General features: G+C 71.8%; 16 protein-coding genes. 9 read left to right on the forward strand and 7 right to left on the reverse strand.

Annotation, left to right across the window (positions count from 1 at the left end; translation table 11 throughout):
• Window positions 1–8: 8 nt before the first annotated feature.
• The 3 genes from K4B79_RS00505 to K4B79_RS00515 are packed head-to-tail and all read left to right on the forward strand — an operon-like array spanning window position 9 to window position 4,394.
• A complete protein-coding gene (locus K4B79_RS00505) occupies window positions 9–1,835 on the forward strand; it encodes a LamG-like jellyroll fold domain-containing protein (RefSeq protein ID WP_232024133.1) in 1,827 nt (608 codons plus the stop codon).
• 40 nt (window positions 1,836–1,875) lie between these two features.
• Window positions 1,876–3,546 carry a histidinol-phosphatase gene (locus tag K4B79_RS00510; protein WP_232024134.1) on the forward strand — a complete coding sequence of 557 codons (1,671 nt, stop codon included), beginning with the start codon at window positions 1,876–1,878 and terminating at the stop codon, window positions 3,544–3,546.
• Entirely contained in the window at window positions 3,546–4,394 is an 849-nt protein-coding gene (locus K4B79_RS00515) for a hypothetical protein (RefSeq protein ID WP_232024135.1), read from the forward strand. The genes K4B79_RS00510 and K4B79_RS00515 overlap by 1 nt, the downstream gene beginning before the upstream one ends.
• 55 nt (window positions 4,395–4,449) lie before the next feature.
• Here K4B79_RS00515 and K4B79_RS00520 read toward each other — a convergent pair whose 3' ends face one another.
• Genes K4B79_RS00520 through K4B79_RS00535 form a run of 4 tightly spaced genes read right to left on the reverse strand, consistent with a single transcriptional unit; the run spans window position 4,450 to window position 8,228 of the window.
• Window positions 4,450–4,905, reverse strand: a complete 456-nt coding sequence (locus K4B79_RS00520; RefSeq protein WP_232024136.1) for a MaoC family dehydratase — start codon at window positions 4,903–4,905, stop codon at window positions 4,450–4,452.
• Between the two features lie 8 nt (window positions 4,906–4,913).
• Window positions 4,914–6,413, reverse strand: coding sequence for an acyl-CoA synthetase (locus K4B79_RS00525; RefSeq protein ID WP_232024137.1), 1,500 nt, complete (start codon window positions 6,411–6,413; stop codon window positions 4,914–4,916).
• A 10-nt stretch (window positions 6,414–6,423) separates the two neighbouring features.
• Complete coding sequence (locus tag K4B79_RS00530) at window positions 6,424–7,308, reverse strand: amidohydrolase family protein (RefSeq protein WP_232024138.1); 885 nt, start codon at window positions 7,306–7,308, stop codon at window positions 6,424–6,426.
• Between the two features lie 2 nt (window positions 7,309–7,310).
• On the reverse strand, window positions 7,311–8,228 hold the full coding sequence (locus K4B79_RS00535) for an SDR family NAD(P)-dependent oxidoreductase (protein ID WP_308280345.1): 918 nt from the start codon (window positions 8,226–8,228) through the stop codon (window positions 7,311–7,313).
• A 260-nt stretch (window positions 8,229–8,488) separates the two neighbouring features.
• Between K4B79_RS00535 and K4B79_RS00540 the strand changes: the two genes are divergently transcribed.
• From K4B79_RS00540 to K4B79_RS00555, 4 genes are all read left to right on the forward strand, one after another.
• A complete protein-coding gene (locus K4B79_RS00540; RefSeq protein WP_232024139.1) occupies window positions 8,489–8,914 on the forward strand; it encodes a MarR family winged helix-turn-helix transcriptional regulator in 426 nt (141 codons plus the stop codon).
• Window positions 8,915–8,924: 10 nt separating this feature from the next.
• The gene (locus K4B79_RS00545) at window positions 8,925–9,755 is read left to right on the forward strand and encodes an IclR family transcriptional regulator (RefSeq protein WP_232024140.1); all 831 of its coding nucleotides are present in this window, start codon (window positions 8,925–8,927) and stop codon (window positions 9,753–9,755) included.
• Between the two features lie 93 nt (window positions 9,756–9,848).
• Entirely contained in the window at window positions 9,849–11,051 is a 1,203-nt protein-coding gene (locus tag K4B79_RS00550; protein ID WP_232024141.1) for a sensor histidine kinase, read from the forward strand.
• Window positions 11,048–11,716 carry a response regulator gene (locus K4B79_RS00555; protein WP_232024142.1) on the forward strand — a complete coding sequence of 223 codons (669 nt, stop codon included), beginning with the start codon at window positions 11,048–11,050 and terminating at the stop codon, window positions 11,714–11,716. The genes K4B79_RS00550 and K4B79_RS00555 overlap by 4 nt, the downstream gene beginning before the upstream one ends.
• Window positions 11,717–11,718: 2 nt before the next feature.
• On the opposite strand, the gene K4B79_RS00560 is transcribed toward K4B79_RS00555, so the two are convergent.
• Complete coding sequence (locus K4B79_RS00560; RefSeq protein WP_232024143.1) at window positions 11,719–12,126, reverse strand: VOC family protein; 408 nt, start codon at window positions 12,124–12,126, stop codon at window positions 11,719–11,721.
• A gap of 204 nt (window positions 12,127–12,330) precedes the next feature.
• Here K4B79_RS00560 and K4B79_RS00565 point away from each other — a divergent pair, with 204 nt between their 5' ends.
• Together K4B79_RS00565 and K4B79_RS00570 are read left to right on the forward strand one after the other, a co-directional pair.
• Window positions 12,331–14,430 carry an MMPL family transporter gene (locus K4B79_RS00565; RefSeq protein ID WP_232024144.1) on the forward strand — a complete coding sequence of 700 codons (2,100 nt, stop codon included), beginning with the start codon at window positions 12,331–12,333 and terminating at the stop codon, window positions 14,428–14,430.
• A gap of 227 nt (window positions 14,431–14,657) precedes the next feature.
• Window positions 14,658–16,043, forward strand: a complete 1,386-nt coding sequence (locus K4B79_RS00570) for a glycoside hydrolase family 16 protein (protein WP_232024145.1) — start codon at window positions 14,658–14,660, stop codon at window positions 16,041–16,043.
• Between the two features lie 45 nt (window positions 16,044–16,088).
• Here K4B79_RS00570 and K4B79_RS00575 read toward each other — a convergent pair whose 3' ends face one another.
• On the reverse strand, window positions 16,089–16,526 hold the full coding sequence (locus K4B79_RS00575) for a spore germination protein GerW family protein (RefSeq protein ID WP_232024146.1): 438 nt from the start codon (window positions 16,524–16,526) through the stop codon (window positions 16,089–16,091).
• Between the two features lie 108 nt (window positions 16,527–16,634).
• Window positions 16,635–17,552, reverse strand: a complete 918-nt coding sequence (locus tag K4B79_RS00580; RefSeq protein ID WP_232024147.1) for a helix-turn-helix domain-containing protein — start codon at window positions 17,550–17,552, stop codon at window positions 16,635–16,637.
• Window positions 17,553–17,599 lie beyond the last annotated feature (47 nt).

The following is a 17,599-nucleotide window of genomic DNA, read 5'->3' on the forward strand; positions in this document are numbered from 1 at the left end:
GAGCACCCGTGTGTACTTCGCATGACCACGACGACCTGACCGAGGCCGCGCAGGCCGGTGCCGGTCGGCGCAGCTTCCTGAGAGCCACCGCCCTGTTGGGCGCCGCCGCCACCGCGGGGCTCGCACTGCCGGCGACCGCCGAGGCGGTGTCGGGCGGCCGGCGGCCGAACCCGGACAGCCGGCGCTTCACGCTCGCCGTCATGCCCGACACCCAGTACCTCTTCGACGGGCCGAGCATCGACAAGGCGCCCATCGAGGCGTCCCTGCGCTATCTGCTGGAGCACGGGAAGGAGGAGAACATCGTCTTCCTCTCCCATCTCGGGGACCTGACCCAGAACGGCGCCGAGGCCGAGTTCGCGGCGATCGGCGAGGCGTTCCGGCTGCTGGACCGGCGGGGCGTCGGCTACAGCGTGCTGGCGGGCAACCACGACGTGAAGTCGTCGACCACCGACCAGCGCGGCTCCACGCCCTACCTGAACACCTTCGGCCCCGACCGGTTCAAGGGGCGCAAGACCTTCGGCGGGGGCTCCCCGGACGGCTACAACACCTTCCACCTGTTCCGGGCCGCCGGGCGGGAGTGGATGGTGCTCGCGCTGGACTGGCGGCTGTCGGACAAGGGCTACGCCTGGGCCAAGGACGTCCTGGCCGCCCACCCGAAGACCCCGGTCATTCTGACCACGCACGAGCTGGTCGTCGAGGACGACACCCTCTCGGACTACGGGCAGCAGCTGTGGGACCAGCTGATCAAGGACCACGACCAGATCTTCCTCACCCTCAACGGGCACTACTGGCCGGCCGGGCGCGCGACGCGCAGGAACGCGGCGGGCCACGACGTCCATCTGCACCTGACGAACTACCAGAACCGGTACTTCGGCGGGGCGGCCATGATCCGTCTGTACCGCTTCGACCTCGACCGTGGCGTGATCGACGTGGAGACGGTCTCGCCGTGGATCCTGGGCCGGGCCGCGAAGGGGCTCAACGAGCTGGAGCGGCAGGAGATCGAGCTGAGCGGGGACGCCGACCGGTTCTCCGTGGAGATCGACTTCGCCGCGCGCTTCTCCGGCTTCGACCCGGTGCCCGCGCGCCCGGCCCGCCCCGCCGCCCGGATGCTGATCCCGGGGACGGTCGCGTACTGGCGCTTCGACCAGCCGGTGAGCGGCACCGTCCGTGACCTGTCCGGGCGCGGCAACGACCTGACCCAGGTGTCGGTCGGCGGCGGTTCGCTCGGCTGGTCCGGCGATCACCACCCCGACCAGCCCGGCCACGGCAGCCTGGAGTTCCAGGGGTTCAAGTCGCCGCTGAAGGGCGCGTATCTGCAGACGGTGGACAAGGCGCCGCTCAACTCGGCCGTGTTCAAGGACGGTTACACCATCGAGGTGTTCTACCGGATGCCCGCCGACTGGGACCCGGACCACAACGCCTGGGCGGGACTGGTCAGTCGGCGGGGCACCGGTGGCGCCGCCGGCAAGACCGGCGACGACCCCGACGAGCCGCTCGCCACCCTCTCCCTGTCGAACGACCGCGAGCCGCAGTGGGCCATGCGCCCGCTCAACCAGCAGGGCATCGCCACCAACTGGGGTCAGGAGACGCCGCTCGAGACCTGGTGGCACCTCGCCGTGGTCAACGACGGCCGGCACACCACGCTGTACGTCCAGGGCTGCCCGGTGGTCCGCAATCCGAAGGCCACGGCGGTCGGGATCACCTCGGTCGGACTGCCGTGGCTGCTGGGCGGCTACACCTACGCCGACAAGATCGACCAGATCTTCCACGGCCGGCTCGGCGACGTCCGGATCGTCGAACGGGCGCTGCCTGTCACGTCGTTCATGACCCACTGACGCCTCGTTCATGACCACCGACGCCTCAAGGATGCCCACCATGACCAAGCAGCAGCTGCCCGCCTGGGCCGATCCGTCCGTCTCCCCCGACGACCTCGACGCCCAGGGCATGTCCAGACGCGGACTCCTGCGCCGCGCGGGCCTGTTCGGCGCCGCCTTCGCCCTGGGGTCGGCGGCCACGCCCGCGCTCGCCGCCCCCGGGCGCGGGTTCGGCGGCGACGATCCGCGCCTCGCCTATCTCGTCGGCGACCACCACGTCCACTCCGTGTACAGCCACGACGCCAAGTACACGTTCTCCCAGCAGGCCAGGGCCGCCGCCCGGTACGGCCTGGACTGGATGGTGTTCAACGAGCACTCCAACTTCGGACACGCCCGCTACGGTGCCGCGCTGGAGCACCAGGAGATCCTCAAGGCGCGGGCCGCGAACCCCCGTCAGCTGATCTTCCAGGGCCTGGAGTGGTACATCCCGGCCGCCGAGCACTGCACGGTCTTCGCCGCGCCCGGCCCCCACGAGGTCGACCTGCTGACGCGGTTCGAGCTGGCCTACGACGGCAAGCTGCTCGGCTACGACAAGGGCGGTGCCGCCGACGCGGACACCGCCCGCAACGAGGCGCACGCCGTCAAGGCCATCAAGTGGCTGGCCGAGCAGCGCCGTTCGGGTTACGTCGACGACGTCCTCGTCCTGGCCAACCACCCGCTGCGCCTCGGCATCGACTCCCCGCACGAGATGCGCGCCTGGCGGGACGCCGCTCCCGAGATCATGATCGGCATGGAGGGCGCGCCCGGCGCCCAGGGCGCGGCGATCCCCGGCTGGCGCGGTGCCACCTCCATCCGCGGCGAGTACGAGAACAAGCCGTCGGCGCAGTCGTGGCCGGGCTATCCGGCCGACGCCTACCTGACGTACGGCGGCTTCGACTGGGCGACCGCGACGGTCGGCGGACTGTGGGACTCGATGCTGGCAGAAGGCAGCCTGTTCTCGATCACCACCAACTCCGACAACCACCGCACGGTCTTCGACACCTGGAAGAACGGCGACTGGCCGGCCGGGCAGAACTTCGACAGCACCGGCAAGCTGCCCGACCCGGTGAACACCGACACCCCGCAGCCCGGCAGCGACTTCTGGCCCGGCGAGTTCAGCCGCACCCACGTCGGCGTGACCCGCTACGGCTACCGCGCGGTCATGCAGGGCATGCGGGCGGGCCGTGTCTGGCTGGACCACGGGCATCTGCTGGACGGCCTCGACGTGCGGCTGAAGCGGGACTGCGACGCCGGGCGCGGGGTCACGCTGGGCGGGCGGCTGCGGGTCCGCAAGGGCGAGCGGATCACGCTGTACGTGACGGTCACGACCGCCTCCCGGCCCAACCCGCACGGTGTGCTGCCCGAGTTGGCGCACGTGGACGTGATCCAGGGCACGGTGCGCGGCCCGGTCACCGACCGGGACACCTGGAAGGCACCGGACACCAAGGTCGTCCGGACGAAGGACGTCTCGGGCCGCACCGGCACCTACACCCTGCGTGTCCCGCTGACCGCCGGGGACGAGTCCTTCTACGTCCGGCTGCGCGGCAGCGACGGCAACCGGCACGGGGCCGGTTACCTCGGCGCCTCCGTCGACCCGCACGGGCCGATTCCCCACGAGCCCGGGAACGGTGACCCGTGGGCCGATACGTGGTTCTATTCCAACCCCATCTTCGTCGACGTGGCAGGTGCCTGATGAAGCGTCATCTCCTCGCTCCGGCTTGCTTACTGGGCGCCCTCGCGCTGAGCGCGGGCACGGCGTCCGCCGCCGGTGACCCGCGGTGGGTCGAGACCGGTACGGCGTACACCGACACCCTCGGGGGCGGGCAGGGCCTGGCGAGTCGCGCGGACGGCGGTCTGCTGTACCGCGGGCTCGCCTCCATCCCGCTGGACCTGCGGATCAAGGGCTGGAACCACATCGGTGACCCGGACATCGCCCGCGGGTACGTCGTCGACGCCTACCAGGGCCCGGACACGGCCACGTCGAAGATGTTCGCGGTGACCACACCGGCCGGGAAGCGCCACGAGTACGTCCACCGGCTCAACCCGGGCGAGAAGCTCAACAACTCCTTCGCCACCCTCTCGCCCGACACGCAGTGGCTGGTGTCGGGCGAGTGGGGGGAGATGAGAAGACTCCAGGTCTTCCCCGCTCCCCTGCTCGACCCGTCCACCCCGCAGGCGGGCGGTGACCTGAAGGAGGCCTGGCAGATCACCCTGGACAAGCCCGTCCGCGACATCCAGGGCTGCGACTTCGTGACGGACGCCCGGCTGGTGTGCGCCTCGAACGACGCCACGGGCACGCTGTTCCCCGAGATCCGGCCGCTCCTCCAGGTCGACCTGGACCGGAAGCTGGACGGCGGGCCGGTCACGGGCAGGGTGAAGAGCCTGTTCGCCCTGCCCCAACGCAGCGTCTGCACGGGCACGTTCGAGACGGAGGGCGTCGACTACGACGTCACCGACGGCACCCTGCGGGTGGAGATGATCCCGCCGGGGGTGTGCGCGGTCTCGACGGCGGTGTACTCCTACCGGCAGGCGACCGGCTGATCACCCCACCGGACCGGCGGCCGGAGCCGTCTCGGCCGCCGTCCTGCCCCGGTGCTCAGGCGTAGAACCGCGACAGGCTCTGCAGCACCGCCGCCGGCTTGGCCCCGCCCTCGATCTCGATGCTGCCGTCGACGGCGATCTGCACCCCGCCGGGCACGTCCTCGACCTCGGCCAGCCGCGCGACCAGCCGGATGCGCGAGCCGACCTTCACCGGGGCGGGGAAACGCACCTTGTTCAGGCCGTAGTTGACCTTCGTGGTGACGCCCTGGACGTCGAGCAGTTCGGTGAACAGCGGGATGAACAACGACAGCGTGAGATAGCCGTGGGCGATGGGGGCGCCGAACGGGCCCTCGGCCGCGCGCTCGGGGTCCACATGGATCCACTGGTGGTCGCCGGTGGCGTCGGCGAAGGTGTTGATCCGCTCCTGGGTCACCTCGATCCACTCGCTGGTGCCGAGGTCGCCGCCGGCGAGCTTCTTCAGTTCGTCGAGGCCGTTCACGGTGAGGCTCATGGGGTTCCTTAACTGTTGCCGTAGCGCTTGCGCACCCGGGACTTGAGGAGCTTTCCGGAGGCGGTGCGCGGGAGTTCGTCCGCGATCACCACCGACTTGGGGATCTTGTACTTGGCGAGGCGTCCGGACAGCGAGGCGAGCACCTCGTCGGAGTCCAGTGCGGCGCCCTCGCGCGGGACGACGACGGCACGCGGCACCTCGCCCCACTTGTCGTCCGGGACGCCGATGACCGCGCACTCGACGATGTCCGGGTGGGCGAGGAGGAGGTCCTCGATCTCGGCGGGGTAGATGTTCTCCCCACCCGAGATGATCATGTCCTTGATGCGGTCGACGATGAAGACGTAGCCGTCCTCGTCGACCCGGGCCGCGTCGCCGGTGCGGAACCAGCCGTCGGCGAACGCCGCCGCCGTCTCCTCCGGCAGTCCCCAGTAGCCGGACATCACGGCCGGGCCGCGCACCACCACCTCGCCGTTCTCGCCCGGCTCCACCGGGGTGAGGTCGGGCCGCAGGACCCGTACGTCGGTGAAGAAGTGGGGTACTCCGGCCGAGCCCGCCTTGCTGACGGAGCGCTCCCCGTCGAGGAAGCAGACACCGAGCGCCTCGGTCATGCCGTAGCCCTGGAGGAAGGTCAGACCGCGCGCCTGGTACACCTCGATGAGCGGGGTCGGCACCGGGGCGCCGCCGCAGCTGAGCATGCGCAGGCTGGACAGGTCCGCCTGCGGCCAGCGCGGATGGCGGGCGATCTGCTCGAACATCGCCGGCACCCCGAACATGTAGGTGATCCGGTGCCGGGACACCAGGTCGAGGGTGTCGCCCGGGTCGAACGCCTCGACCAGGACGCAGGTGCCGCCCTTGAGCAGCACCGGCAGGGCCAGCACGGTCAGGCCGGCGATGTGGAACAGCGGCGCGGAGACCAGGGCCCGCTCGTCGGCGTGCAGGTCCTTGTCGATGAGGAAGTTGACCGCGTTCCAGGTCGCGTTGGCGTGCGAGAGCATCGCGCCCTTGGGGCGGCCCGTCGTCCCCGAGGTGTACAGGATCAGGCAGGTGTCGTCGGCGGCGACCGGCTCGTCGATCGGCTCGTCCGGCGCCTCGGCGAGCGCCGCCTCGTACTCGGCGCCGACCTCCAGATACGTCCGGACGTCCGTGCTGCCGGGCAGTCCCGCGACCAGCCCGGTGTGCGAGGGGCCGTAGACGAGGACCTTCGCTCCGGAGTCGGCGAGCTGGTAGGCGATCTCGGGGCCGGCGAGGCGGGTGTTCTGCGGTACGAAGATCGCGCCGAGCATGCCCGCCGCGAACAGTGTTTCGAGGAAGGAGGGGTGGTTGGGTCCCAGGTAGGCGATGCGGTCGCCGCGCCGGACGCCCCGGGCGCGCAGGGCGTGGGCGAGGCGGGTGGTGCGGGTGTGCAGCTCCGCGTAGCTGACGGCCGTGTCGCCGTGGATCAGGGCGGTGCGGTGCGGTGTCTTGCGGGCCCGGCGCGCGGGCCACGACCCCAGTCCCTCGTTGCGCATCTGTGGCCCCTTACGGTTTCGTCAGCCCGAGCAGGCGGGCGGCGTTCTCCTTGAGGATCTTCGGCTTCACCTCGTCCTTGATCGACAGCTTCTCGAAGTCGGCGAGCCAGCGGTCGGGGGTGAGGACGGGGAAGTCGGAGCCGAAGAGGACCTTGTCCTTGAGCAGCGTGTTGGCGTACTGCACCAGCTGCGGCGGGAAGTACTTCGGCGACCAGCCGGACAGGTCGATGTGCACGCCCGGCTTGTGGGTGGCGACGGCGAGGGCCTCGTCCTGCCAGGGGAAGGACGGGTGCGCCAGGATGATCTTCAGGTGCGGGAAGTCGGCGGCCACGTCGTCCACATGGAGCGGGTTGGAGTACTTCAGCCTGATCCCGCCCCCGCCGGGGACGCCGGCGCCGATGCCCGTCTGGCCGGTGTGGAAGAGGGCGATCGTGCCCGTCTCCTCGATCACCTCGTAGAGCTCGTAGGCCACCGAGCGGTCGTTGGGGAAGAAGCCCTGGATGCTGGGGTGGAACTTGAAGCCCTTCACCCCGTACTCCTCGACCAGGCGCCGGGCCTGCTTCACGCCCGCCCTGCCGCGGAAGGGGTCGATGGAGGCGAAGGGGATCAGCACGTCCGCGTTGGCCGCCGCGGCCTCGGCGACCTCCTCGTTCGGGACGGGCGGGGTGCCGGTGGCGGACTCGGCGTCGACCGTGAAGATCACCGCGGCCATCTTCCGCTCGCGGTAGTAGGCGGCGGTCTCCTGAAGCGTCGGCTTCCGCTTGCCCTCCACCTTGAAGTAGGCGGAGGAGGCGTCGTGCAGATCGTCGTCCAGGGAGGAGTGGCCCCGGGAGGAGACCTCCGCGTGGGTGTGCACGTCGATCGCGACGAGTTCCTCGACGTTGAGGTTCGCCATGGTCAGGCCTCCGGGAACTTCGGGGCCGGGACGCCGACACTCTCGGGTTCGGCGCCGACCGAGGTGTGCCAGACGTCGGCCAGGGTCTCGGGGGTCCAGCCGCCGTCGGCGTAGGCCGCGCGGATCTCCTGCGGATGGGACCAGAGTGCCACCTTGTCGCCGCCGATGCCGATCGCCTGGCCCGTGATGCCCCGGGCGGCCTCGGAGGCCAGGAAGGGCACGAGGGCGGCGCAGTCCTCGGGGGTGCCGAAGCCCTCGCCCTTGCGCAGGAAGGCCGGGAGCGGCTCGCCGTTCCTCATGGCCTCGATGTAGGGGGCGAAGGCGGGGATGGTCTCGGTCATCGCGGTGGCGGCGACCGGCACGATCGCGTTGACGGTGATGTTCGCGCGGCCCAGCTCCATGGACCAGGTGCGGGCGAAGGCGGCGATGCCGGCCTTGGCGGCGGAGTAGTTCGTCTGCCCGAAGTTGCCGCGCTGCCCGGCCGGGGAGCCGACCAGGATCAGGGTGCCGCCCTCGCCCTGCTCGCGCATCCGGACGGCGGCGGCGCGGGCGCAGGTGAAGGTGCCCTTGAGGTGGGTGGTGATCACCGCGTCGAAGTCCTCGTCGGACATCTTCCACAGGACCTTGTCGCGCAGGATGCCCGCGTTGGTGACGAGGATGTCGAGCCGGCCGAACTCCTCCACGGCACGGGCCACGAGCCGGTCGGCGGCCTCGGAGGTACCGACCGGGACGACCTCGGCGACGGCCGTGCCGCCCGCCTCGGTGATCGACTTCACGGCCTGCTCGGCCACCGCCTCGTCGATGTCGTTGACGACCACGGAGGCGCCGTGGGCGGCCAGGGCCTGCGCGTAGGCGAGGCCGAGGCCCCGGCCGCTGCCGGTGACGACGGCGACCTTGCCGGAGAGATCGATGCTGGGCACGACGGTGTCCCTTCCCATGGGGGTACGGCTGAGGGTGCGACTTCGGTACGGGTTCGGTACGGGGGTGGTGCGGGTGTGGTGCGGCTACGGGATCGAAGCTAAGAGCAATAATTGTTGACGTCAATAGTTGTTGATGACCTACGGGTGCGTCATGCTGGAATCTCCGTGTCCCACCGACGCCGCGGACCGAGCCCAGGGAGCCCGCCATCACACGCCAGCACGTCACGAACCCGAACCCGATCGACGCGGACGAGCCGTGGATGCGCGGGCTGCACGCGGACACGGGCTATCTGCTGTACCGGCTCGGGCTGCGCTCGGGTCAGCTGTTCAACACGTTCCTCCAGGAGTCGGGGCTGCGGCTGCGCCACTACGCGGTGCTGCGCTTCCTCGCCGGCTCCGACGGCGCGCTCCAGCGCGAGCTGAGCACCCGGCTCGGCTACGACCCCAGCGCCATCGTCGGACTGGTCGACGACCTGGAGAAGCTGGGGTTCGCCGAGCGCCGCCCCTCCCCCGACGACCGGCGCAGCCGCATCGTCGTGCTCACCGCCGACGGCCGCGCCTTCCTGCGCGACACCGACGAGGCCGGGCTGCGCGTCACGAACGACCTGCTCCTGCCCCTCGACTCCGCCGAACGCGATGTGCTCCACTCGCTGCTCCAGAGAATCGCCGAGACCGGACTCGGGTGAGGGCCTGCCGATGACCACCGACGCCGACCGGCCCCGGGCCGTACGGAGCAGGAGTGCCGGGCCGCGGCGCGGCGTGCGGTCCGACGGCGCCCGGTCCGCGCCCGACCGGCTGCTGTCGGTCCTCGGGGCGTTCGACCACGACCACCCCGCGCTGTGCCTCACCGACATCAGCCGCCGGGCCGGTCTCTCGCTGACCACCACCCACCGCCTGGTCGGCGCGCTCACCGACTGGGGCGCCCTGGAGCGGGACGAGTCCGGCGTCTACCACGTGGGGCTGCGCCTGTGGGAGGTCGCGGCCCTGGCCCCGCGCGGACTCGCGCTGCGCCAGGCGGCGCTGCCGTACCTGGAGGACCTGTACGAAGCCACCCACGAGAACGTGCAGTTGGCGGTGCGCGACGGCTCCGAAGTGGTCTACATCGAGTGGATCGCCGGGCACTCCTCGGTCGGCGTGCACATCCGCGTCGGCGCCCGCTGGCCCCTGCACGTCACCGGCGTCGGACTGGCCCTGCTGGCCTACGGCGACCCCGAGCTCCAGGAGCGGTACTGCGCGGGACCACTCGCCGCCTTCACGCCGTACACGATCACCGAACCGGGCCGGCTGCGCCGGGTGCTGGCCGAGGTGCGGCGCTCCGGTGTGGCGGTGAGCGACCGTCAGGTCACCGACGACGCCCTGTCGGTGGCGGCGCCCGTCCGCGGTCCGGACGGTCAGCTGGTGGCGGCCGTCTCGGTCGTCGTGCCGCAGGAGAGCGCCCAGGTGCCGGCGCTGATCCCGGCCGTGCGGCTCGCGGCGCGCGGCATCTCGCGGGCGCTGGGATGGCAGCCGGAGACGAGCGGCTCGTAGGCCTCGCCCGGCGGTGGATATCCCTCGCACCGGTGAGGACGCGGCCGCCGGGCCATCGTGATACTGGGACGGTCCCCCGCTGAGGAGCCGCCCATGTCCGCTCTCCCCCGGACCTCGTGGATCGGGCCCGTCGTCACCCGTCTGAGGACGACCAACCCGTACGTCGTCGACACCGCGCTCGCCGCGCTCGTGCTGTTCGCCGCCTCCCTGCAGTGGCTGTTCCCCGACGAGGGCGACGACCGTCTCACCTGGCAGGGCTGGCTGCTCGCCGCCGCCACGGCGGTGCCCCTGATCTGGCGGCGCCGCTTCCCCTACACCTCCGCCTGGGCGGTGTCGGTGGCCACCCCGGCGATGGCCGTCTACCACGCGCCCCCGCCGGACGTGCTCTACGGCGGTTTCGTCGTCCTCTACACGATGGCCGCCCGGGGCCGGACCGGGCAGCGGCGCACCATGCTCGTGGGCTGGCTGCTCGGATCCGTGCTGACCATGGCGCTCAAGGAGCACTCCCAGCCCTTCGAGTACGCCTTCCACGTGACCGGCACGATCTGCGCCTACGGGCTCGGCGTGCTCGCCCGGGTCCAGCGCGCCTACACCGCCGCCGTCGAGGACCGGGCCCGGCGCCTGGAGCGGGAGCGGGCCGCGGAGACCGCGCGGGCCATCGCGCAGGAACGCGCCCGGATCGCCCGGGACATGCACGACATCCTGGCCCACGCGGTGAGCCTGATGGTCGTCCAGGCCGAGGCCGGTCCGGTCGTGGTGCGCAGCGATCCGGCACGCGCCGAGGCCGCCTTCGACGCGATCGCGGCGAGCGGACGGGACGCGATGACCCAACTCCGCCGGATCCTCGGGGTGTTGAAGGAGGAGGAACGCAGAAACGGCGCGACCCGGCTGCCCCAGCCCGACCTCGCCGGACTGCCCGCGCTGATCCGTCAGGTCGCCGCCTCGGCCGACCTGCGCGTCGACCTGCGCGTCACCGGCGCACCACGCCCGCTCGCCCCGGACACCGAGGTCGCCGCCTACCGGGCCGTGCAGGAAGCCCTGACCAACACCGTGAAGCACGCGTACGCTTCCTGCGCACAGGTCGAACTCCACTGGGGCGAGGACGGGTTGACACTGACGGTGACGGACGACGGCAGGGGTCCGGCGCACTCCCCGGGCGGGCACGGGCTCATCGGGCTGCGGGAACGGGCCGCCGCCTGCGGGGGCAGCGCACAGGCCGGTCCGGGCCCGGACGGCGGGTTCCGGGTGGTCGTACGGCTGCCGGTCGCCGCCGACCGGGAGGCGGCCGTCGGGTGAGCATCCGGGTGGTCGTCGCCGACGACCAGGAGCTGGTCCGCAGCGGCTTCAGCATGATCCTGGAGGCGCAGCCGGACATCGAGGTGGTCGCCGAGGCCGGGGACGGCGCCGAGGCGGTCGACGCGGTGCGGCGGCACGCACCCGACGTGCTGCTCCTCGACATCCGCATGCCCGTCATGGACGGCCTGGAGGCGGCCCGGCGGGTGTGCGCGCAGTCCGGCTGCAAGGTGGTCATGCTGACCACGTTCGACCTGGACGAGTACGTGTACGAGGCCCTGTACGCGGGCGCCAGCGGCTTCCTCCTCAAGGACGTCCGCCGGGACGACCTGGTGCACGCCGTCCGCGTGGTCGCCGCCGGCGACTCCCTGCTGGCCCCCGCCGTCACCCGCCGCCTGGTCGCCGACATCGTGCGCCGCCGCCACGAGGAGGCCACCGCCGCCGTCACCCCGGACCGGCTCGACGTCCTCACGGCCCGCGAGGTCGAGACCCTGCGGATGCTCGCCCGCGGGCTGTCCAACGCGGAGATCGCCACGACCCTCTTCGTGAGCGAGCACACCGTGAAGACCCACGTCAGCAACGTCCTGAGCAAGCTGGGCCTGAGGGACCGCGTACAGGCGGTGATCTGCGCGTACGAGACCGGCCTGGTGACACCGGGTGCTCCCTAGGACTACTCCTGGTCCAGCTCCGTGAACAGGGTCAGCTGGAGCGAACCCGGCGCCTCCAGGCGGGAGTTGAGGGAGTTCCACGGCGTGCGGGTCGGCTCGGCGACCACCTCCGCTCCCGCCTGCGCGAGCCTGACCGTGGTGGCCTTGGAGTCGTCCACCTCGAACGCCACCCGGATGTGCCCGGCCACCCGCCGCCCGACCTCCACCTCGTCGATGAAGGCCGCGTGGTTCGGGTCGGTCAGCTCCAGCGTGGCGCGGCCGGCCTCCAGGATGGTGACCCGGCCCCCGGGCGAGGAGAACGCGGCGCGTTCGGGCAGGCCGAGGACGTCACGGTAGAAGCGCAGCGCCTCGTCGTAGTCGTCCGCGGTGACGACGAGACGGAGTTCACGGACGGCGGGTGCGTCGGACATACGGGCTCCTCGAAGATCGCGGGTGTCTGTTCTCCCTCAACCCGCCGACCGGTACCGGTGATTCCTCCCTCCGGGGGATGAGAAGCCGCGCCGGATCCCCCGTACGGGCGAGGCCGCGAAACCGCTCGCCCCGGCGATCCGGTGATCACGCCCGAGGCACGACGCTGAGGACGCCATCGACCACCGACCTCGCCGGGAGGCACCGTGCTCTCCACACTCGCCAGGGCCTCGACCCGTCGCCCGCTGACCGTCATCTGCCTCTGGGTGGTCTTCCTGCTGCTCGGTTTCGGGCTCGGGACGGGTGTCTTCGGCAAGCTCTCCGACGACGTGCCCGACGTGCCCGGCACCGAGTCGGACCGGGCCGACGACCACCTCTCCGGCATCTCCCCGACCGGCGAGAGCGTCACCGCCGTCGTCGCGGGCGAGTCCGTGTCCGACGCCGCCCTGCGCGTCCAGGTCGAACGGACCGTGGCCGAGGTCCGCGAGATCGCCGGGGTCGCCACCGTCCCGGACCCCTACGGCACACCCGGCCTCGTCGCCCGCGACGGACAGGCCCTCATCATCCCCGTCACCTTCGAGGGCGGCCTGAGCGACGAGGCCGAGGAGGAGGCGACGGACGCGGCCGTGGCCCGCATCCAGGAGATCGACGCGCCCGACGTCCACGTCAGCGGCGGCGAACTGCTCGGCAGGCAGCTCGGCGAACGCGCCCAGGAGGACGTGAAGAACGCCGAGTTGATCTCCCTGCCGATCGTCCTCGCCCTGCTGCTCGTGGTGTTCGGCGGGCTGCGCGCCGCCGCGCTGCCCCTGGTGATCGCGGTCAGCGGGATCGCGGGCGCGTTCCTGGCGCTGTTCGCCTTCAGCCAGGTCACCGACATCTCGGTGTACGCGATCCAGGTCACCACCATGCTCGGCCTCGGACTCGCCGTGGACTACGCCCTGTTGATGCTGGTCCGCTTCCGCGAGGAACGCCGGCACACCGAGGACGTCGTCGAGGCCGTGCACCGTACGGTGGCGGCGGCCGGGCGGACCGTGCTGTTCTCCGGGCTCACGGTCGCCGTCAGCCTGACCGGTCTGCTGGTCTTCCCGAGCGTGTTCCTGCGCAGCATGGGCCTGGCGGTGGCCGCGGTCGTCGTCATCGACATGCTGGCCGCGGTGACGCTGCTGCCCGCCCTGCTCGCGAAGTTCGGCGGGAAGATCGCCCCCTCCCGCGCGAAGGCACAGGGCGAGGAGGGCCGCCTCTTCGCCCGCCTCGCCCGCTTCGCCGCCCGCCGCCGGATCGCCGTCCTGGTCACCGTCGTCCCGGCCCTGCTGGTGCTGGCCCTGCCGGTCACCGGGATGCGGATCGCCATCGGCGACGCCCGGCAGCTGCCGTCCTCCACCGAGGCGCGGCAGTTGTACGACACCGTGGGCGCCCACTTCCCGCCGGGCACCGGGGTGTCTCCGGTGACCGTCCTCGACCCCGGTACCGACCCGGCCACGGCCGACCGGATCCGCGCCCTGTCCCCGACCGCCGAGTCCCGCGAACTACCGGGCGGCCACACCGTCGTGGAGCTCCAGCCGCCCGGGAGCGTGGACGGAAAGGCGGCGACCGACCTGGTCGAGCGCGTCCGGGACGTCCGCGGCGACGAACCGGTCGAGGTGACCGGCGTCGCGGCCCGGCTGGTCGACTTCCGCGCGATGCTGGGCGAGCGGGCGCCCTGGGCGGCGCTGACCGTCCTGGCCGGGATCTTCGTCCTGCTGTTCGCGTTCACCGGCTCGGTGCTGATCCCGCTGCGCACGATCGCGACCACGCTGCTCAGCCTGGGCGCCGCGCTCGGGGTCGTGGTCTGGGTCTTCCAGGACGGCCACCTGGCCGGACTGCTCGGCGCCGAGGGCCTGGGCGCGCTGAGCCTGACCGCCCCACCGCTGATCATCGCGATCGCCTTCGGTCTGGCCATGGACTACGAGCTGTTCATCCTGGCCCGGATGCGGGAGGCGCGGCAGCACGGCGGCGACGACCGGGAAGCCGTGGTGACCGGGCTGCGCCGCTCCGGCCGGGTCGTCACCTGCGCCGCCCTGCTCCTCGCCGTCGTCTTCGGCGCCTTCATGACCGGCGGCTTCTCCCCCATCCTCCAGATCGGCCTCGGCCTCACCCTGGCCGTGCTGATCGACGCGACCGTCGTACGGATGCTGCTCGTCCCCGCGACGATGGCGCTGCTCGGCCGACGGGCCTGGTGGGCGCCGAAGCCGCTGCGGCGGGCGCACGAGCGGTTCGGGCTGCGGGAGGAGGAGGCGACCCGGGAGTCGGTGACGACGAGCGCCTGACGCGGACCGGAAGGACAGCACCACGGCGGGTCATCGCCGTGGTGCTGTCCTTCCGTCCGTCCGGTTGAGCCGATTCGCACTGTTCATGGAGTGAACTCACCTGCGGCGGACCGACTTTCACTGTTTCACCTCTTGACGACCGGAGGTGCCGAGAGCACATTGGGCCCACTTTGAGAGCGCTCTCAGAGGCACCCGCGCACCCTTTCCCATACCCGAGAGGCACCCCCATGCGTGAAACCTCCGGAAAGCCCAGACGCCGGCGCGGCCTCGCCGCGGTCCTCGCCACGTTCGGCCTCGCCGCCGCGGTGGCCGGTGCCGCCACCCTCCCCGCGAACGCGACCGCGCCCCCACCCCCCTCCGGCTGGACCCAGATCTTCGTCGACGACTTCAACGGCTCCGCGGGCACCGGCGTGAACACCTCCAACTGGCAGTACGCCACCGGGACTTCGTATCCGGGCGGGCCCGCCAACTGGGGCACCGGCGAGGTCGAGACGATGACCAACAGCACGAGCAACGTCTCGCTCGACGGCAACGGCAACCTGCGCATCACCCCGCTGCGCGACTCCGCCGGCCGCTGGACCTCCGGCCGCATCGAGACCAACCGCACCGACTTCCAGCCCCCGGCCGGCGGCAAGCTCCGGGTGGAGGCCCGGCTCCAGATGCCGAACGTCACCGGCGTGCCCGCCGAGGGCTACTGGCCCGCGTTCTGGATGCTGGGCGCGCCCTACCGGGGCAACTACCAGAACTGGCCGAGCGTCGGCGAGCTGGACATCATGGAGAACGTCCACGGCCGCAACCAGGTGTGGGCCACCATGCACTGCGGCGTCAACCCGGGCGGCCCGTGCAACGAGACGACGGGCCTCGGCAACTCCACCACCTGCCCGGGCAGCACCTGCCAGTCCGCCTTCCACACCTACACGATGGAGTGGGACCGCTCGGTGTCCCCGGAGACGATCCGCTTCCTCGTCGACGGCACCCAGTTCCACTCGGTCAACGCGAGCCAGGTGGACGCGACCACCTGGTCCAACGCCACCAACCACGGCTTCTTCATCATCCTGAACGTGGCGATGGGCGGCGCCTTCCCCGACGCCTTCGGCGGCGGCCTGGACGCGGACACCCGCTCCGGCGTCCCCATGGTCGTCGACTACGTCCAGGTGCTCTCGGCCGGGGGCGGCGGCACCACACCTCCGCCGTCGGGCACCCGGGACGCCTACGGCACCATCCAGGCCGAGTCCTACGACAGCCAGTCCGGCACCAGCACCGAGACCACCTCCGACACCGGCGGCGGCCAGAACATCGGCTCCCTCGCGAACGGTGACTGGGCGCTCTTCCGGGGCGTGAACTTCGGCTCCACCGGGGCCACCCAGTTCGTCGCCCGCGTGGCCGGCGGCGCGCCGGCCGGCGTCAGCGGCCTGGTCGAGGTCCGCCTCGACAGCCGTACCGCCACCCCCGTCGGCAGCTTCTCCCTCGCCAACACCGGCGGCTGGCAGTCCTGGAGAACGGTCCCGGCCAACATCAGCCGCATCACCGGCACCCACGACGTCTACCTCACCTTCACGAGCGGCCAGCCGGCGGACTTCGTGAACGTCAACTGGTTCACCTTCGGTCGCTGACACGGCGGTCGGCCCGGCGCCCCGCGAACTCGCGGGGCGCCTTCGTCACGTGCGTCGGCGGAGCACCCGGGCGGCTCTCGGGAGCAGGGTGCCGACGGCCTTCGGGAGCAGGGCGCCGACGGCGAGGGCCGCGAGCGGGACCATCACGTCCGCCCACGGGTCGCGGATCGGTCGGTACGTGGTGAAGCCGTCCCGGATCTCGATGTAGCCGACGGGCCGGGACTCGGCCCCTCCGCCACCGGTGCCGGTGGCCCCGTCCCCGTCCGGGTGTCCGACCCCGCCGCCGAACCCGACGGAGACCCTGGCGACCGGAATGACCGTGGCGCCGTGGGCGGTGACGGGCTCGCCGTAGACGACGGCCGCCGATGCCTGGCCGCCGAGCTTCTCGGCGAGGCGTTCCAGCAGGGTGGCGGAGGTCGGGGCCGCCGTCGCGTCCGCGGCGGCCCGGCGTTCGGGCGCGGTGTCGTGCTCGGGGTCGCTCATGGCGGGTGGCTGTCCTTCGTGGGAGCGGTGCGTGGAGGTACGGCCTTGCGCGAGCCGCTTCACGATAGGCGGGAGGCCGTCCCGCCACCAGGGTCGTCGAGGTGCCCGCTACCGCAGCTCCGCCCGGAAGGCCGCCGGCGTCATCTCCGTGTGCTGCTGGAAGAACTTGGAGAAGTTGGCCGCGTCGGGGAAGCCGACGGCCGCGCCCACCCGTCCGATCGGCATGTCCGTGTGGGCCAGGAGCCGTTTCGCCTCCAGGATCACGCGCTTGTCGATGAAGCCCTTGGGGGTCTGACCGGTCGCGGCGCGGACCGCGCGGACGAGGGTGCGGCGGGAGTAACCGAGGGCGTCGGCGTAGGCGCTGACGCTGTGGTTGGTGGCGAAGCCCTTCTCCACGGCGTCGCGGAAGAGGGTGAAGGTGGTGTCGGACTGCCGGCGGACCGCCTCCGCGGAACTGGTCGCCAGATGGGCCAGGCGCAGCAGGAACGCGGTGAGGGAGTGGCGCAGGACCGCGGTGTGCAGGCTGAGCGGGAGGGTCGTGGTGTCCTCGTACTCCCTGCGCAGTTGGGCCAGGGACGACGTGAGCCCCTCCAACTGGGGCCCGGACGGGCGCAACAGCGGCGGCAGGTCGTAGCGGTACAGGCCCGTGGCCTCCACCGTGGCGCGGGGCAGGAAGCCGGGCTGCATGGTCAGGACGGTTCCGCGGTACCCGCTCGTGGGCGCGAAGCGGTGCACCTGGCCCGGCCGGATCCACAGCAGGTCGCCGGCCGTCGCCTCGTACTCGGCGAAGTCGACCATGTGGCGTACCGGCCCGCCGCTGAACAGCATCACGATGTGGAAGTCGATGCGGTGCACGCGATGCAGGGGCACGTCGGCCGGCCAGGCGGTCTCGCCTCCCATCGGGCCGACCTGCATGCCCACCCCCCACACGCTCCGCTCGACCGGAAAGGGGAACGTTCTGATCCCGTCCACCCCGCCGTCACCGTCTCCGCCTTGGATGGAGTCTTGGATGGTTCTGTCCGCCATGTCCTTCTCGTGCCGCCTAGCCGGAGCGTTCCGTGTCCCACTTTCAC

The organism is Streptomyces lincolnensis (assembly GCF_021173675.1).
GTDB classification, from domain to species: domain Bacteria; phylum Actinomycetota; class Actinomycetes; order Streptomycetales; family Streptomycetaceae; genus Streptomyces; species Streptomyces lincolnensis_B.